Source organism: Alkalinema sp. FACHB-956 (assembly GCF_014697025.1).
GTDB lineage: Bacteria > Cyanobacteriota > Cyanobacteriia > Leptolyngbyales > Leptolyngbyaceae > Alkalinema.
The window spans coordinates 72,059-88,276 of sequence record NZ_JACJRC010000017.1 but is presented as its reverse complement, the minus strand read 5'-3'; the positions used below and the strand labels follow the sequence as shown (position 1 = coordinate 88,276).

16 protein-coding genes are annotated in these 16,218 nt (G+C 50.7%); 10 read left to right on the top strand and 6 right to left on the bottom strand.

The genetic code is table 11. The features are described from left to right. The first annotated feature begins 43 nt into the window (after window positions 1-43). Window positions 44-1,528 carry a proton extrusion protein PcxA gene (locus H6G21_RS17275; protein WP_190574677.1) on the top strand — a complete coding sequence of 495 codons (1,485 nt, stop codon included), beginning with the start codon at window positions 44-46 and terminating at the stop codon, window positions 1,526-1,528. 106 nt (window positions 1,529-1,634) lie between these two features. Here the strand turns inward: H6G21_RS17275 and H6G21_RS17270 are convergent, their stop codons facing one another. Further along, window positions 1,635-3,461 carry a ShlB/FhaC/HecB family hemolysin secretion/activation protein gene (locus H6G21_RS17270; protein WP_190574676.1) on the bottom strand — a complete coding sequence of 609 codons (1,827 nt, stop codon included), beginning with the start codon at window positions 3,459-3,461 and terminating at the stop codon, window positions 1,635-1,637. Window positions 3,462-4,273: 812 nt separating this feature from the next. Between H6G21_RS17270 and H6G21_RS17265 the strand changes: the two genes are divergently transcribed. From H6G21_RS17265 to H6G21_RS17235, 7 genes are all read left to right on the top strand, one after another. Then, complete coding sequence (locus H6G21_RS17265) at window positions 4,274-4,792, top strand: hypothetical protein (RefSeq protein ID WP_190574675.1); 519 nt, start codon at window positions 4,274-4,276, stop codon at window positions 4,790-4,792. Window positions 4,793-5,152: 360 nt separating this feature from the next. Continuing rightward, window positions 5,153-6,664, top strand: a complete 1,512-nt coding sequence (locus H6G21_RS17260; protein ID WP_190574674.1) for a UbiD family decarboxylase — start codon at window positions 5,153-5,155, stop codon at window positions 6,662-6,664. 91 nt (window positions 6,665-6,755) lie between these two features. Further along, window positions 6,756-7,064, top strand: a complete 309-nt coding sequence (locus H6G21_RS17255; protein ID WP_190574705.1) for a HigA family addiction module antitoxin — start codon at window positions 6,756-6,758, stop codon at window positions 7,062-7,064. A gap of 128 nt (window positions 7,065-7,192) precedes the next feature. Then, on the top strand, window positions 7,193-8,305 hold the full coding sequence (gene tgt / locus H6G21_RS17250; protein WP_190574673.1) for a tRNA guanosine(34) transglycosylase Tgt: 1,113 nt from the start codon (window positions 7,193-7,195) through the stop codon (window positions 8,303-8,305). 404 nt (window positions 8,306-8,709) lie between these two features. Continuing rightward, window positions 8,710-9,888 (top strand): hypothetical protein, encoded by a 1,179-nt coding sequence (locus H6G21_RS17245; RefSeq protein ID WP_190574672.1) that lies wholly within the window; start codon window positions 8,710-8,712, stop codon window positions 9,886-9,888. Window positions 9,889-9,999: 111 nt separating this feature from the next. Further along, a complete protein-coding gene (locus H6G21_RS17240; RefSeq protein WP_190574671.1) occupies window positions 10,000-10,137 on the top strand; it encodes a photosystem II reaction center protein K in 138 nt (45 codons plus the stop codon). 191 nt (window positions 10,138-10,328) lie between these two features. Next, complete coding sequence (locus H6G21_RS17235; RefSeq protein WP_190574670.1) at window positions 10,329-11,099, top strand: GUN4 domain-containing protein; 771 nt, start codon at window positions 10,329-10,331, stop codon at window positions 11,097-11,099. 115 nt (window positions 11,100-11,214) lie between these two features. Here H6G21_RS17235 and H6G21_RS17230 read toward each other — a convergent pair whose 3' ends face one another. Further along, window positions 11,215-11,856, bottom strand: a complete 642-nt coding sequence (locus H6G21_RS17230) for a hypothetical protein (protein ID WP_190574669.1) — start codon at window positions 11,854-11,856, stop codon at window positions 11,215-11,217. A gap of 573 nt (window positions 11,857-12,429) precedes the next feature. On the opposite strand from H6G21_RS17230, the gene H6G21_RS17225 reads away from it, so the two are divergent. Both H6G21_RS17225 and H6G21_RS17220 read left to right on the top strand, forming a co-directional pair. Continuing rightward, window positions 12,430-12,759: a nucleotidyltransferase family protein gene (locus H6G21_RS17225; protein WP_190574668.1), complete on the top strand. Its 330-nt coding sequence runs from the start codon at window positions 12,430-12,432 to the stop codon at window positions 12,757-12,759. Further along, a complete protein-coding gene (locus tag H6G21_RS17220) occupies window positions 12,731-13,069 on the top strand; it encodes a DUF86 domain-containing protein (RefSeq protein WP_190574667.1) in 339 nt (112 codons plus the stop codon). The genes H6G21_RS17225 and H6G21_RS17220 overlap by 29 nt, the downstream gene beginning before the upstream one ends. A gap of 179 nt (window positions 13,070-13,248) precedes the next feature. Here the strand turns inward: H6G21_RS17220 and H6G21_RS17215 are convergent, their stop codons facing one another. The 4 genes from H6G21_RS17215 to H6G21_RS17200 all read right to left on the bottom strand — a co-directional run bounded on the left by H6G21_RS17215 (window position 13,249) and on the right by H6G21_RS17200 (window position 15,927). Continuing rightward, window positions 13,249-13,494 (bottom strand): type II toxin-antitoxin system HicB family antitoxin, encoded by a 246-nt coding sequence (locus tag H6G21_RS17215; RefSeq protein ID WP_190574666.1) that lies wholly within the window; start codon window positions 13,492-13,494, stop codon window positions 13,249-13,251. Beyond that, window positions 13,491-13,706, bottom strand: coding sequence for a type II toxin-antitoxin system HicA family toxin (locus H6G21_RS17210; RefSeq protein ID WP_190574665.1), 216 nt, complete (start codon window positions 13,704-13,706; stop codon window positions 13,491-13,493). The genes H6G21_RS17215 and H6G21_RS17210 overlap by 4 nt, the downstream gene beginning before the upstream one ends. Window positions 13,707-13,720: 14 nt before the next feature. Then, complete coding sequence (gene menB, locus H6G21_RS17205) at window positions 13,721-14,551, bottom strand: 1,4-dihydroxy-2-naphthoyl-CoA synthase (protein WP_190574664.1); 831 nt, start codon at window positions 14,549-14,551, stop codon at window positions 13,721-13,723. 80 nt (window positions 14,552-14,631) lie between these two features. Beyond that, window positions 14,632-15,927, bottom strand: a complete 1,296-nt coding sequence (locus tag H6G21_RS17200) for a dicarboxylate/amino acid:cation symporter (protein ID WP_190574663.1) — start codon at window positions 15,925-15,927, stop codon at window positions 14,632-14,634. Window positions 15,928-16,218 lie beyond the last annotated feature (291 nt).

Sequence of the window (16,218 nt, the reverse complement as noted above, 5' to 3'; positions counted from 1 at the left end):
GATTTAATTCATCCTCCGGAGAAAAGCCGCCTCATCATCAATTATGGTTAGTTTTCTTTCTCGCCTTCGTGTTTATCTGCAACGCGCTGAACAATGGTATCTGACCACACCCGATCGGGCACTGGATGAAGCCTATGATGCCGCCTTAATGATTCAGGCATTGGAAAACGAGCACTTTGGAGGACAAAAAATCAGTCCGAACCATAGTCAGGTGGGACAGGAAACCTATGCTTACTTTGAGCAGGAACTCAACAAACACCTCAAAACCATTCGCCTACGGTTATCTGAGTTTCGCTTGAGTCGATCGACCCTCAATGTCACCAATCCCAAAGCCGATCGCCAATTACCCCAATCTGGGAGTGGCGAGAGTTACAGCACCCCGCCGGAGTCTGGACGCTTAGTGCGCCCCAGCAAAGAACGGACAGCCATCTCCTTGGAAAAGTTACAGTTTGTCGATCAAATTCTGGCCCGGTATCAGGTGTCGCGGGGTAATGTCTCTACGGCTTTGGTTCCCCTGGACGCACCAACAACGCCCTATGGATCACCCGCCACCCCGCCCCGATCGGGGAATTTGCCCATCAACAACTACAATGGCAGCGCCAATTTATCCGGCAGCGCCAATTTATCCGCTCAGATCCTGGCTGATCAGCAGGCTAGGACTGCTAGAAAGTCGGATACGCTGAGTAATCTGGAAACCATTTCCGATAAGACGGGAGTGTTGCCCCGATCGATTTTGGGAACGATCGGTCGGCTGAAACAGGAACTCGATCCCAATGCCGAATATGAAGTCATGCAAGACTTTCAGGTCAAGCGGCAACGGACAAAAATGGCCATTCGCTTCATCCTGACGCTGGTTGCAGTCCCGATTTTGGTGCAAGTGTCTGTGCGGAATGTGGCGTTGTCCGATCGGTTTATTCCCGGCCATTGGATCAGCCGACAATTTACGATCACGAACCCCAACAAGATTTTCCTCAACGGTGAAATGACCGAGCAGGCTCTCAAGAGTTTGACGACCTTTGAGGAACGTATGAAATTTGAAACGTTACTGCGGGAAACCCTCGGACTGGAAGCCCCGGAGGTGGAAGCTCAGGAGGAAAAAGTGCGCGATCGGGTGAAGGCGATCGCGAAGGATTATTCCCATCGGAGTGCCAATGCAATTAAAAACTGGATCGCCGACCTGTCTGGGGTGATCGCTTTTATCTTCATCCTGACGCGAGGCCAGGCACAGATCGAAGCGGTGAAGGGCTTTATTGACGAAATTGTCTATGGTTTGAGTGATAGTGCCAAGGCATTTATCATCATTCTGTTTACCGATGTCTTTGTCGGATTCCACTCTCCCCACGGTTGGGAAGTGATCTTGGAAGGCGTGTCCGAGCATTTGGGCATTCCACCCAGTCGTAATTTCATTTTCCTATTTATCGCGACATTCCCAGTGATTCTCGATACGATTTTCAAATATTGGATTTTCCGTTATCTCAACCGGATTTCACCGTCCGCAGTAGCAACCTATAAGGAAATGAATGAGTAGTTGTTATTGGTTTAAAGTTTCTGTTGATTGACTTCTACTTTTACGATTTACAACCCTTCTCTATTTTGAGAAGGGTTTTGTTTAGCTATTTTCGACTTGTTAATCATCAGCGCAACGGTGAAGCGACGATCGAAAAATGAATGCCCCGTTCCTGTAAGTTTTGCCGATCCGTTGAAAATTCCACCAACGGAATCCCCCAGTCCAGCCTTGCCGTCAATGCATTCGCGAGTTGTAACCGCAACCCAATCCCAACAGAAGCCAGCGTATTCGTTGCCGGATCATCCTGTTCCCCCAGATTCCACGCCTTGCCGAAATCCACAAACGGCGTCAGTTGCAACAAATTCTGCTGTCGCCCAAATCGGACGATCGGAATCCGCACCTCCGCCGAAAACAAAACGCCACTATCGGTCAACAGCGAGTCCTGCCGATAGCCCCGTACGGTTTCCGGCCCACCGAGGCCAAATTGTTCCAATCCCAGCAATGGCCGATCGGCCAGTTGCACATCTCCCCGCAACAGCAATAGCGTATCCGGCCCCAACAGCCTGACCCACTGCGCCTGTCCCCGCCAAGTAAAAAAGCGACTATCGGGTGCATCTGCATTAATCGTTGAGCCAAAGGCATTGAAGCCCAAACTGAACTGCGATCGCAGTGCAAACACCTGACGACTGTTGCGCTGCGTCCATTCTTGAAAAAATCGTACTGCCGTTACCCGCGTCTTCCCGTTTTCATCGGCTCCGCTTGCCGGAAAGGGTAAATCCTCCAAAAAGGTGGCCTGACTTTGCCGCCAACTGCCCGTCACCCCGATCGCGAATTCTTGGGTGGGCGTTTGCAGAAATGGATGGCGTAGAGTGAGTTCGTAATAGCGAGATTTGGATTCAATCTCCAAAATATTAAACGGTTGCTCAATCACACGACTGGAAGATCCACCATAACTGAGACTCAGCGTCGTATTGTGGGGACTGACAGGTAGGGTATAGCCCACATCAAAGCTGTTACTACCCGTCGTATTGGTATAGGACAGACTCAGACTATCCCCCAAGCCCAAAAGATTGGCTTCGCGCAGTTGGATTTTGCGTTGTTCAGTGCCCACACTGGGCGATCGGCCATTGTCTAAGGTCAGACTGGCATCAAAGGTCTTGGCCTCCACCACTCGCAGATCCAATATGCTTTGTCCGGGACGATCGCCCGCTGATAATTCCGCAGACAAATTTTGAATCCGAGGATCGAGTTGCAGTAACCGTAGGGCATCTAGCAAGCGTTCCCGCTGCAAGGGGCGTTGGGTTGCAATGCCAATGCGCGATCGCACATAGCCACGATTGAGCCGCTGGGTTCCGGTGACGTTAATGGCTTGTAGGCTCCCTTCCAACACCCGAATTTCCACCACCCCGTCGTTAAAGGTTTGCGGCGGAATGTAGGCCCCGGAGGTGATATATCCCTTTTGAATATAAAAGTTGGTAATGGCCGATCGCGCTTGGAACAATTCCGTCAAGGTAATCGGTCGATCGACAAATTCCGCCACTACGCGATCGAACTCTGATTGGGAAAACACTGTACTCCCAGTGACTTTGAATTGCTTCACCACGATCGTTCTTGGCCCACTGGGAAAGGTCTCGCCCGAGGCAGGCAGCGGCGGCAACAACTCCGATGGGGGGGGTAAAGGCTGAATCGGTGTTGTTTCGGGTAAGGGCTGGCTGGAGGGAGGTTGGGCGTCCCGGGGAACAATGCTATCCCCTCGGGGGAGGGCGCGATCGAGGGGGGGAGTGCCAGGGGAAACCGTCTGCCCCCAACTGGGTACGGCATGGATTAAACTGCTACCCACCAGCCCGCCACTGACCAAGCTGCTCAGGACGATCGCTCCAGGCCGGTGAAGCGGACTAGAAGGGGGGAACCATGCCAACCAACGAGGCAAAGACCTAAACAGCGGACTAACCATGGTGAAGCTCCGGAAGATGCCCAAAAATGCGTTGCAAAAGGGGGCTGTGATCAGGAAATGTTCGTTTCACTGCCACAGGCTTGGACGAAAACAAGGGAAGTTAGGGGTCAACAGGGAGCTATCACAGGGATTGAATTATGCCATTGAGTTGCATAATCGCCAAGGGGCATCTCAGTAATTTCACTCAATTATAGAAATTGAGTATTCATTTTAACCAAGTGTCTTACATAGTACTGAGGTTATCCAAGTTGAGCCGGATGACTTGAGCAAAATTTATGGCTCACCCAGATCGTGCCCTAAATTTTTCGATCGAATCAACAGTTACGTGAGATTGATTCAATCCACTGGCGTCTAAAAAATGCTGTATCCAACCGCAAAAGCAATACCATAATCCATCTGAAAAATATTAATGAATCTAGTTTTTAGAACACTCAAGACTCAAAAAAGCAATTGCAGTGTAAAAACAGAAGTTAAGCCATCAGGAATTTTCTGGAAATCATTTTTTTTATTGATCTATCAATTGATAGATCAATTGATAGATCAATTGATGGATTGGCTGCTTGGCGTTGTTGCAAGTTGTTATCAGTTGTTGCAAGAATCCTTCTTTTTGAAGAGATCGCTAATTTTGAGCTTCCCTCTTCTAGAAGACGGGGCGGGGGATGATTGACCGCTATTGTGGAAACATTCCTGGAAACATCCCTGGAAACCACAAGCTCCTTTTAATCGCAAAGCGGGACAGCTCAAAGGCTATTGAATCCTTGATGTAAGGAGCATTTTAAGGAGCACATTTTTGTAGAAATGAGGTCTTACTAATGAGTACAGATAATAAAGTCAATCATGATGTAGACGCCAACCTAGATCCCATTACGGGACAACCCGGTGCCCATCCGATTGGCACCGGTGTTGGGGCTGCTAGTGCAGGGGTCGTTGCCACCGCAGTAGGGGCGACCGTTGCAGGGCCGATCGGGGCTGCGGTGGGTGCAGTGGTGGGTGCGGTTGCAGGTGGGCTGGCCGGGAAAGGCGTTGCTGAACAGATGAATCCCACCCTGGAAGACGAGTACTGGAGCACAAACTATACGACTCGTCCCTATTTTGAAGCAGACTATGGCTACGATGATTACCATCCTGCCTACCGCACTGGGTATGAGGGATATTCAACCTATGCAAAACGCGGGTTGACCTATGATGCAGCAGAACCCCATCTGCGCGAAGACTATGAACGCCATAACAAAGGTCGCCTTGCGTGGGAAAAGGCACAACATGCCGCACGGGATGCCTGGGATCGGGTGGAAAGGGCCTTGCCTGGGGATACCGATCGTGATGGCAAGTAAAAAGTTGGGTATTTCAATCTAGTCGCTCCACTGCGAAAACCAAGCAATCCCGGACTTGGCAACTAAATTCAGCGATTAGTCAAATTCAACCTTGTAATAGTATTGAGTGATTTTCAGGTGTGCTGTTTGCGCATCTGAAAATTGTTTATGGATTATGACTGATGATCTTGATTGACAGATTCATTGTTCAATGACAGTAGATAAACGCGATCGCGCAGAATTGACAAAAACGGAATGCTCTAGGGGACTTCTTGATCCGCCCCTTCCCCTAGCCCGAAAATCCCATCTAAACCCCAGAAATCCCACCCCACCGAAGCAGTCCCGGTGTAGGATCAGAAAGGTCTTTTACAAAGCTTAACCATGCCACGGGATTTGCGGGGATTTATCAAACAATTGGAGGATCGCGGTCAACTACGGCGCATCACAGCCCCCGTTGATCCAGACTTGGAAATTGCCGAAATTGCCCAACGAATGCTTCAGTGTGGTGGGCCTGCCCTTCTGTTTGAAAACGTCAAAGGCGCAGATCATCCCGTGGTCGTTAACCTGATGGGGACGGTGCAGCGCATCGTCTGGGCAATGAACATGGAATCGGTGACGGAACTGGAAGACCTGGGCAAAAAACTCGCTATCCTGTACCAACCCCGTCCCCCCAAAAAACTGCAACAGGCGATCGACCTGGGGAAGGTTCTGTTTGATGTTCTCAAGGCTAAACCCGATCGCGATCTCTTTCCCCCGTGCCAGCAGGTGGTGCTAAAAGGCGAGGAAGTTGACCTTACCAAACTGCCGCTTCTGAAGGTGTATCCCGGTGATGCGGGTAAGGTGGTCACGCTCGGCTTGATGATCACCAAAGACCCGGAAACTAAGATTCCCAACGTCGGAGTCTATCGCTTGCAACTGCAATCTAAAAACACCATGACCGTGCAATGGCTGTCCGTCCGGGGAGCCACACGCCACCTTCGCAAAGCCGCAGAACGGGGCGAAAAGCTGGAAGTGGCGATCGCCATCGGGGTTGATCCGATCGTCATTATGGCCGCGGCCACACCCTTGCCGATCGATTTATCGGAATGGCTGTTTGCTGGACTCTACGGCGGTTCTGGGGTGCACTTGGCCAAGTGTAAAACGGTGGATTTGGAAGTGCCTGCGGATTCGGAATTTGTCCTAGAAGGCACAATTACCCCCGGAGAAGTGGCGATCGATGGCCCAGCGGGGGATCACATGGGTTACTACGGCCCCGTTAAGGAAGATGCACCCCTCCTGCATTTCCACTGCATGACCCACCGCAAAAATCCCATTTACCTAACAACCTTCAGCGGTCGCCCCCCCAAGGAAGATGCCATGATGGCGATCGCCCTGAATCGCATTTATACGCCCATTCTGCGACAACAGGTTCCGGAAATTGTGGATTTCTTTTTGCCGATGGAAGCGTTGTCCTATAAGGCTGCGGTGATCGCGATCGACAAAGCCTATCCCGGTCAAGCACGGCGGGCGGCCTTGGCCTTTTGGAGTGCCCTCCCACAATTCAGCTACACCAAATTTGTCATTGTGGTGGATAAGGACATTAATATTCGTGATCCGCGGGCTGTTGTCTGGGCTGTGACCTCTAAAGTAGATGCAGCGCGGGATGTGTTTATTCTGCCGGATAATCCCTTTGACTCCTTGGATTTCGCCACGGAGCGCAGTGGCCTCGGCAGCAAAATGGGCATTGACGCCACCACCAAAATTTATCCGGAAACCGATCGGCCTTGGGGCGAGGCATTGCAACCTGATCCAGCGACAGCGGAGTTAGTCACCCAACGCTGGGCGGAATACGGTTTAGCCGACATCAATCTGACCGAAGCGAATCCCAATCTCTTTGGCTACGATGTCCGTTAACTCATTCGTTAATCCGATTGAATTAACCGAATTTAGACGACTGGAAACCGAGGAAAACGACCAAGATAAAGCATCTGTCAACAAAAGTTCTATGGACAACGATCGTCTTCCCCACATTCATCCTGGTGAAATTTTGAAATCGGAATTTCTAGAACCCTTAGAGATTACGCCCTATCGTCTCAGCAAAGACATTGGAGTTGCTCAAACCCGTATTAGCGAAATCTTGGCTGAGAAACGTAGCATTACCGCAGATACGGCTTGGCGGTTATCCCGCTATTTTGGGAATAGCCCTCAGTTCTGGTTAAACTTACAAGCACAGTATGACCTGCGTCAAGCCCAAGAAGAAAATCAAGAAATCTATGATCAAATTTCTTTAGTGCAGTGCCTTCCTGCTACCTAGTGTTTATGCTATCTAACTAAACCCGAATCCGGTATTGCTATTCTCCTTTCTGAATCTTGTATCCATCGCGATCGCGATGGATAATCTATTCTCCTATCTCTTTCATTCCTCTCTGGCTAGCTAACCCTATGTCCTTCACCTTCGAAGTCCAAGCCACTTGCTCCTACACCAACGCCCGTGCAGGGGTTTTCCACACCCCCCATGGCGTGGTAGAAACACCTCGGTTTATGCCCGTGGGAACATTGGCCAATGTAAAGACCGTCACACCTGCGCAGCTTCAGGACACAGGTGCACAAATGGTTTTATCCAACACCTACCATTTGCATTTACAACCCGGTGAAGACATTGTGCAAATGGCAGGGGGATTGCATAAGTTTATGGGGTGGTCTGGCCCCATGCTGACGGATTCCGGGGGTTTTCAGGTGTTCAGCCTCAGTGAAATTAATCAGATTAACGATGATGGCGTGACCTTTCGATCGCCCCGTGACGGATCGCTGATTCACCTAACGCCTGAGAAATCGATCGCCATTCAAAACACCCTCGGCGCAGATGTGATCATGGCCTTTGATGAATGTGCGCCCCCTGGAGTGGGACGGGATACGGTGGAAAAAGCCATGGAACGCACCTACGAATGGCTGAAGCGTTGTGTCGCAGCCCACAGCCGCAAGGCAGATCAAGCGCTGTTTGGCATTGTCCAAGGGGGCGAATTTTTGGATCTGCGGGCGGAGGCGGCGCGGCAATTGGTGGACTTGAATTTGCCGGGATACGCGATCGGGGGCGTTAGCGTGGGGGAAGCGCCGGAAGTGATCGATCAAGTGGTACAGCATACGGCTCCCCTGTTGCCGCAGAATAAATTGCGCTACCTCATGGGCGTCGGCAGTTACCGTGAAATGGCACGGGCGATCGCGGCGGGGGTGGATGTGTTTGACTGTGTGATTCCGACCCGGCTGGCGCGTCATGGTTCTGCCTTAGTGGGGGGCGAACGCTGGAATTTGAAAAACGCGAAATTCCGGGAAGACTTCCGCCCCTTAGATGAGACCTGCTCCTGCTATGTCTGCCAAAACTTTAGTCGGGCTTATATCAGTCACTTGTTGCGATCGCAGGAATTACTAGCCTACACCTTACTCTCAATTCACAACATCACTGAGTTAGTCCGGTTTACCCAACGCATTCGGCAATCGATCCTAGCGGGCACCTTCACAACAGAATTTGCTGAATGGATTGCACCAGTCACAGGTTAGACAATGCTGAAAACAACCTCCCTCGTTTGAGGGAGCAACCCAGCAGCTGTGTCTGAATTCAGAACCAAACAGGCTAAATTCAACTGCAAGCTGCGCCTAGGGTAATTGCAAATCAATCAATGGAGACACCAAGACATGGAGGAATTAGGATTTCGATAGCTTTCCGTGAAAGCCTTTAGGAAAACCAATCTTTGCAGTTCGGCAACTCTATCTAAAGACATACCTCGATTAGTATAAACAGTTGTTAAGGTACAGGGCGTAGCTATCTACTGTAGTTGTCTATGTTTTTGTAGCGATCTACTTTTTTGTAGTTATCTACTGCTTGGCAATGATCAACGCTTTGTAGTTACCGACCCTGGTTAGTCATCTACCCTGGGTAGTCGTTTACCACATCGAGGTATTCCATGCTACTGTCCACGCTGTCCCCCAGCGGTTTTGCACCTTTCACACCCCCCTCAGCCGGCTTAAGACTCGAAGACCCCTTACCACCACCCACGGGCTCATTTCTAGATCCCATTTTTGGGACAGGCAATGCCCAGGCTTTTTTAAACACCTTAAAATCCGCGAGCGGAACCCTCACCCTTGGCGAAAATGGCATCGTCACTGGCAGCTTGACGAGCCCTACGGGTGAACTGTTCAACGCCCCCTTGGACTTGGTGAAGCTCGCTGGAGACTTAGCCGCTGGACTAACGACGCTCAACGGAACCATTAGCCTGGATCAGGGGGTTGCCACCACTAATCTGACCTATGGCGGCGGTCAACTCCAGGGAACGCTGAATTTTGCCGATTTGATCAGTTCTACGATCGTGAATTTGGTCAACAGCTTAGAAGGCACGGCTCCCTTTGCCGATGGGAAGGTGCAGGTAAATACGCCAACGCTCTTAGGCCCCGTGACAGGGACGATCGACTTTGGTCGCGGAGCTTTTGTAACGGATTTGCAAACGCCCTTTGGGGATCTCGACTTGACGATCGACTTTGGGGATGATGCCAAAGTGCCCGTTGCATTGGGTGGAATCAGTGGCCTAGTCGATTTAGATCAAGGCGTTGTCACGTTGCAAACCGGGGGCTTTCTAGGGAATTTGAATATTCCCCTGACCGCCTTTTCCGGCGATTTTACCTTCTCCAAAGGGAACATTATCCTCGATATTCCCACGCCCTTTGGCGAATTGACGACCAGCTTTGCGACAGGGGCGATCGTTGCGGATAAGGTCAAGGATGCATTGCAAGGCACAGGCACGATCGTCTTTACCAATGGCATTGCGGCGATCGATGTCACAGGGAGCTTAGGGACGATCAAAACCAGTCTGGATCTGCCAAAATTCGTGACGGACACAGCCAGCTTCTTAGCCCAAAGCCAAGGAACTGTTAACTTTAATCAAGGCATTATTACAACAAATTTAACAACTCCCACCGGCCCCTTCAGCGCCACCTACGACCTGAATACGATCGTACTCACCGCTTCCTCCCAGCCCCCCACATTGCCCCCAAATCCTAGCCCCACGCCCACGCCACCGCCTGAACTTCCCCCGATCGACCCGATTCCGGGGCTACCGGGTTTCCCAGGAATCTTCTTCTTTGTATAGGGCGGTTCTGTGGGAGGCCCATGCTCCCCGCGATCGGACTCCCTCTTGCAGAGCGGTTTATGTTAAAATGCGTGTCAATTATTAATACTGTGTTGGAGAGGCAATCGATTCATGGAAGCTGCAATGCTGTTGGCGAAGCTGCCGGAAGCTTACTCGATCTTCAATCCGCTTGTAGATATCATGCCTGTAATTCCCGTTTTCTTCCTGTTGCTGGCATTTGTATGGCAAGCAGCCGTAGGTTTTCGGTAAACTGATTCCTAGTTTGGAATTCATGCTTGGGGGCCAATCTTGGCCCTTTTTTGTTGCGATCTGTTTTGTTGCGATTTAGTTGAGATTGAATGGGGGGAATCTGGAAATTCTTGGGCAACGTCTAGAATTTCTTGGGTAACATGGTGGGCACCCATTGGTTTGATGGGGAACTCGTTACGTGGGAACCTGCTATGAGATTGACGCGCTGTTCTAAGTTGTTGCCCAAACTGCCGTTGGCTAGATTGTTGCCTGGAGGGCGATCGGTTACAGGCTCCACGACGATCGGTGGAATTGGCCTTGCTGCGATCGGGGTCAGCGCGATCGGACTCGTCTCTGGCATAACTTTGCTGCCGAAACCCGCCCTAGCCATTCCCCAAACGCCCCTAGAGACCCTGCCGTCCAGCCGCTTAATCGACTATGAACCGCTACAACAATTACTGCGGCAGGGGCAATGGGAAGCGGCCAATGAAATGACGTCCAATCTAATGCTGCAAGCGGCGGATCAGTTGGATCAAGGGTATCTGGTGGCTCGCGATATTCGGCTGTTTCCCTGCCAGGATCTGCTGACGGTGGATAAATTGTGGCGCTATTACAGCAACGATCGCTTTGGGTTCAGTGTCCAGGCGGGCATTTGGATGCGGATGTATGGCAAGAACTACAAGGATTCCCAGCGGTTCGAAGGCAAGGTTGGCTGGCATAGGCAAATTCTGAATGCGGATTTGCGGGCACAGCGAGGCCACTTACCGTTGCGACCTGCCAGTAATGGTGGTGCGATGGATGCCTGGGGCGGGGGCTGGATTGCGGAAATGCCGAAGCGTTTAAGTATCTGCCTGAATCCAGCCAAAGCTCAACCCCAGAGAGCGCAACCAAGCAAGCCAAAGCCGACGAAGCCAAAGCCCACAAAGCTGAAACTCTCGCCGCCTAGCACCTCTAGCAGAAGTGGTTCAACCAACCTCACCTAATCGAAATCCTCGCACACAGGCATCTTGAACAGCGCTACCCTCAAACTGCTTAGCAAGGCGGTAGCAAATTGCCCTCATAAGTTGCTACCCCACCCCGAGCCAAACTGCCCAATGGCTAGTCGTCACAAACCTGAATTTTATCGAAGCCATCTCCCTGAGGATCAGTCACCCATCGACAGGATAAATCGCGTCTGATTTGATCCTGCAATATTCTGCCCGCTTCTTCGCTCTGCTTCTGTCTCTGTTTTTGAACGAGGGTATCATAGGCTTGTTTATCAGTCGAGGATAAAGTTGCTTTCCACGCTTCATACTCATCCCGTGGAGTGGCAAAGACTAGGGGATCAATCCTGGTATGCCATTGCTCATGGGTTTCATTGCTGCGTCTATTCAATAGGCGCTGAATTAATCGATTACCCGGTTTTGCACCCGTCGGGTGATTGCTATCCTTTACCGTAGTTTCAGAACTGCTTGAGTTCCTACTATCGCGAATAATCGTTTGAAATTCTCGGTCGAGGTCTTGTGGACTTTGAGTCACCTGCTTGGGTGAGAAGCCCATGAGTCCCCCTAACAAATTAGCACCGGCCTGCTGCCGAAGAACTTTTTTGGCTCTCTGGATCACCGTATAAAGCTGCCGTTCATCCGGAGAAAGGCTCTCTAGAAATTGTTGCTCCTGAGGACTGATCGGGGCTGGCGGCTTCGGCTGACGAGGTGTCGGAGAATTCCTGGGAAAAGGACTAGGCGGAACTTGGTCTGGCATTTGCGAATCGTTTGTATCCCTATCCCTCGTAGGCCGCTGGGAAGGCTTAGGTGTGCGCCGCTTTCTTCGCGTCTGACGCACGTTCGGGAGAATATCCTTTAACTCAAGGGCCAGAACAGGCACGCCACGATCGTCAATTGATATTTGAGAAGATTGCCCTAACGCTGGAAAAGGACTCACTAATAGAGTACTCATCACAAGTAAACAAATAGCATTCTTACTGTAACGCCGCTCAACTCGAGCCATAATATCCTCATTAGGGTGACGTTGAATCATGCCAGGTTGGACTTTCATATGAACTGAAAAAGCTAAATAGTCATCCTATTAAGTTAGCAGAGAAAATATTTGCTGGGATGTATTAAGACACACAATCAAATTGTCCGTGCACTTATCTTCAAACCAAGATAGACACACTCCTTCCTCGGACAATTGTTGTTAATATATAGGTCGTTTTCTCCCCCCGATCGCATCGCAAAGTAAGCCCCCTCTAAAAACGCTTCCAACTCTATACCAAAATGACCTAGTAGCAGATATCACCCAAGAAATCAATCGCAAAACTAAAAGGAGTCAATCATGACAATCGCGATCGAGCTTCCTAGGGAGCAAATTGCTGAATTTTGTCAAAAATGGCAGGTGACAGAGCTTGCTCTCTTTGGTTCCGTTCTGAGAGAAGACTTTTGTTCCGACAGCGATATTGATATCCTGGTGCAATTTCATCCAGACGCGCATCCCACCTTCAACACCCTCGACCAGATGGAAGCAGAACTTACCACTCTTTTCGATCGGGCTGTGGATCTAGTCACCCGTCAAGGCATTGAATCCAGTCGGAATTATCTCCGCCGCCACGAAATTCTTTCCTCAGCCCAGGTGATTTATGCAACGAGATCTGCAATTTCTGCTTGACATGCTGCAATCCGCAAAACTAGTTGTCACTTATGTTGGCCAGTGTAAAAAAGCGGAATTTATCAACAACATTCAGCTTCAAGATTCAGTCATCCGCCGACTCTTGGTTATTGCCGAAGCTGCTCGACGAGTTTCAGAAGCGACTCGACAAACCTTACCTGATATTGCTTGGCAAGAGATCAACGGCATGAGAAACCGGCTCGTGCATGAATACGATGATGTCAATCTTAATATTGTCTGGGATGTTATTCAGTCAGAAATACCGCCATTGATTAAAGTATTACAAACTAAAATCCCACCCGAATCTTAAAACGATGAAAGCCTCGATCTCATCTACATCAGTTGCCAATTCTCTCAAACTGCTCTTAGCCGGGAGACACCGATCTCATAGCATTGCTAAGCAAAACGCCTCGAAAAATGCTTCAACCTTGACACCCAAATAACCTGCTAGCAACCCTTTCCAAGAAAGCTATCAAGTTTAACCCGTTATTAAGCTGTCTGTTTATCCACACACTCTGATTGTAAAAATTGCCCAAATAACTGTGGGTTTGGTAAAGGCTTGCCTTCTTCCAGGGTTGATTCAGTGAGCAATTCCAGAACCTCACAGGCATTTTGTAGGGCTTCTTCGTAGGTGTCCCCGTGGGTGTGGCAGTAGTCACCCCATTCCGGTAGGCTCACAACGTAGCATTGATCCTCATCTGACCATTGAATAATAATGGTGTAACGAGTATTCATGAATTCTCCCCTTCGATTTGAGCGATTTGTCTGAGCGCACTCTCAACGTCTTGCTCTTGGTAACGTTTCGCATCCTGCCCATCTTTGCCTGACAGTGTTAGCTTTCCAGGTAACAGAGGATGAGACCATTTAGTGTGACTACCTTTCCCAGACTCGTACGTAAATCCTGCCTTCAATAATAGACTTTTTAACTCTCTGATTTTCCTAGGCATTGGCTCCGTTCTCCTTAGGGCAGCCAAGGATATTGCCGGAAATCGGGCTTGCGTTTCTCTAAGAAAGCTTTCTTCCCTTCAGCCCCTTCGTCGGTCATGTAATACAACATCGTGGCGTTACCTGCCAATTCTTGCAGCCCTGCCTGCCCATCACAATCAGCATTCATGGCAGCTTTCAAACATCGGATCGCGATCGGGCTTTTTTCCAGAATTTCCTGGGCCCACTGGATGCCTTCCGCTTCCAACTGCTCCACAGGCACCACCGTATTGACCAAACCCATATCTAGTGCCTGTTGGGCGTCGTATTGGCGGCAGAGGTACCAAATTTCCCGCGCCTTCTTTTGCCCCACGATCCGTGCCATATAGCTTGCGCCAAAGCCGCCATCAAAACTGCCGACCTTCGGCCCCGTTTGCCCAAAGATTGCATTATCCGCCGCGATCGTCAGGTCACAGAGCATGTGCAACACATGGCCCCCCCCGATCGCGTAGCCTGCCACCAAGGCAATCACGACCTTGGGCATGGAGCGAATCAACCGCTGCAAATCCAGCACATTCAAGCGTGGCACACCCTCTTCGTCGATGTAGCCGCCTTCGCCCCGCACACTTTGGTCGCCCCCGGCACAGAAGGCATATTTGCCATCGCTGTGAGGCCCTGCCCCCATGAACAGAACGACCCCAATGCGGCTATCTTCACGGGCATTGGCAAATGCCTCGTAGAGTTCAACAACGGTTTTGGGACGGAAGGCATTGCGTTTGTGGGGACGATTAATCACGATTTTGGCAATGCCATCGGCTTTGAAATATTGAATGTCCTCGTAGTCTTTCACCGAATGCCATTCCATCATCTTGCCCCGTCCCTTTCCCGACGTTAGGATACCGACCCCATATTCTATCGGGTTTCGGGGGTCGGTTCGGCAGGTGGTCGCTAATCTACCACTGTGGGATCAAGCAGAAAGGGTTCCGTCTCCGGTTGGTGGGGGGTTGACCCATCCAGCAGGCAACTGACGGTCATGTCTCCCATCACGTTAATGGCCGTACGACAACGATCGAGGAACCAATCCACCGTAATCAGTAGGGCAATGTACTGCGTGGGTAACCCAACGGAGCTAAACACCAGCGTCATGGTGACCAGTCCGGCTTCCGGAATGCCCGCTGCCCCGACGGAAGCAACGATCGAGGTCAAAATCACGACTAACTGTTGCGGCAGGCTGAGGTTGAGCCCCAAAACCTGGGCGATGAATAACGCTGCCATGGCTTCGTAGAGGGCGGTGCCATCGTTGTTGAAGTTACTGCCGACCAATGCACCCATGGAGGCAGACGATTCCCGCAGGCCCACCTTGGCAATTAACGCCTCAAAGGTAATGGGCATCGTCACCGTGGAAGACGCCGTGGAGAAAGCGGTAATTAAAGGGTCTGCCCCACCCCGCAAAAAGCCCCCAGGACTGACCCAGGAACCCAACTTGACGCGGGTCAGGTAATAAACTCCTTGCAGTAGCAAAGCCAGAATCACCGTTAGTACAAAAACACCCAGAGCTTTAAATGGTTCAAAGCCTTGGATCGCGATCGTTTTTGCCACGATACCAAAGACTGCGATCGGGACCAAGGCAATCACCCAGTGCAAAATGCGAATCACCGCTTCAAACATCACGGCAATGCCCTGTTCCACGGCCACGTAGTCCCGTTTTCCGTCAGCAATTTGGTGGGCTTTAATGCCCCGCAGCACAATGCCAAAGGCCAAGGCTAGGAAAATCAATTGCAAAACATTGTTATCCACCAAGGGCTTGACCACCGATTCCGGTACCATGTCCTGCAACAGTCCCCAGGGATCCAAGCTCTTGCCATGCATCCCTTCGGTGGGGGCCGCCAGCTTGCCAAAGCGACCGGGTTGCAACACGTTAGCGACCAACAGACCAATGACGATCGCGACCGTAGTGTTGGTGATCAGCAAAATCGCGAGTTTCCGGCCCGATCGACCGGGAATGTCAGCGGTCAAAAAGGTATGCAGCACGGCTAGCAAAATCAGCGGCGTCGCCAGGGTACGCAGGGCTTTGAGGATGAGCGTACAGGGCACGGCTAGGTGATTAGCCCAACCTTGAACGGCTTCGCTGGCATGACCCGCCCCCAGCGCAATTCCAACGCCGATCGCTAGGACAATCGCGATCGCAATTTGTGCATAGAGCGGAATAGCTTTCCAGTTGAACGATTTCTGTGATGTTTCCATAGAGTGTGTAATCCAGGGCTGTGTAATCCAGGGCTGTGTAATCCAGGGTTACGTTACGAAAATCCTGTCAGTCGGGGGATCAAACGAATAATCTGACGGCGTCCCCGAAATCTTAATCCTTACCCCCCATTGGCATAACCGTTTTCCAGGGAATGTTACGGGAACGTGAGAAAGCTCAACTCGCCTTATCCCGATCGCGCCCGAAGGGGCTGGGCTGCTTTTTATTGCAGTCCGGTGTAATGCGGCAAATGCTGGCATAATGGAAAGGTTTTCAATTTAGTTAGAAGTAAC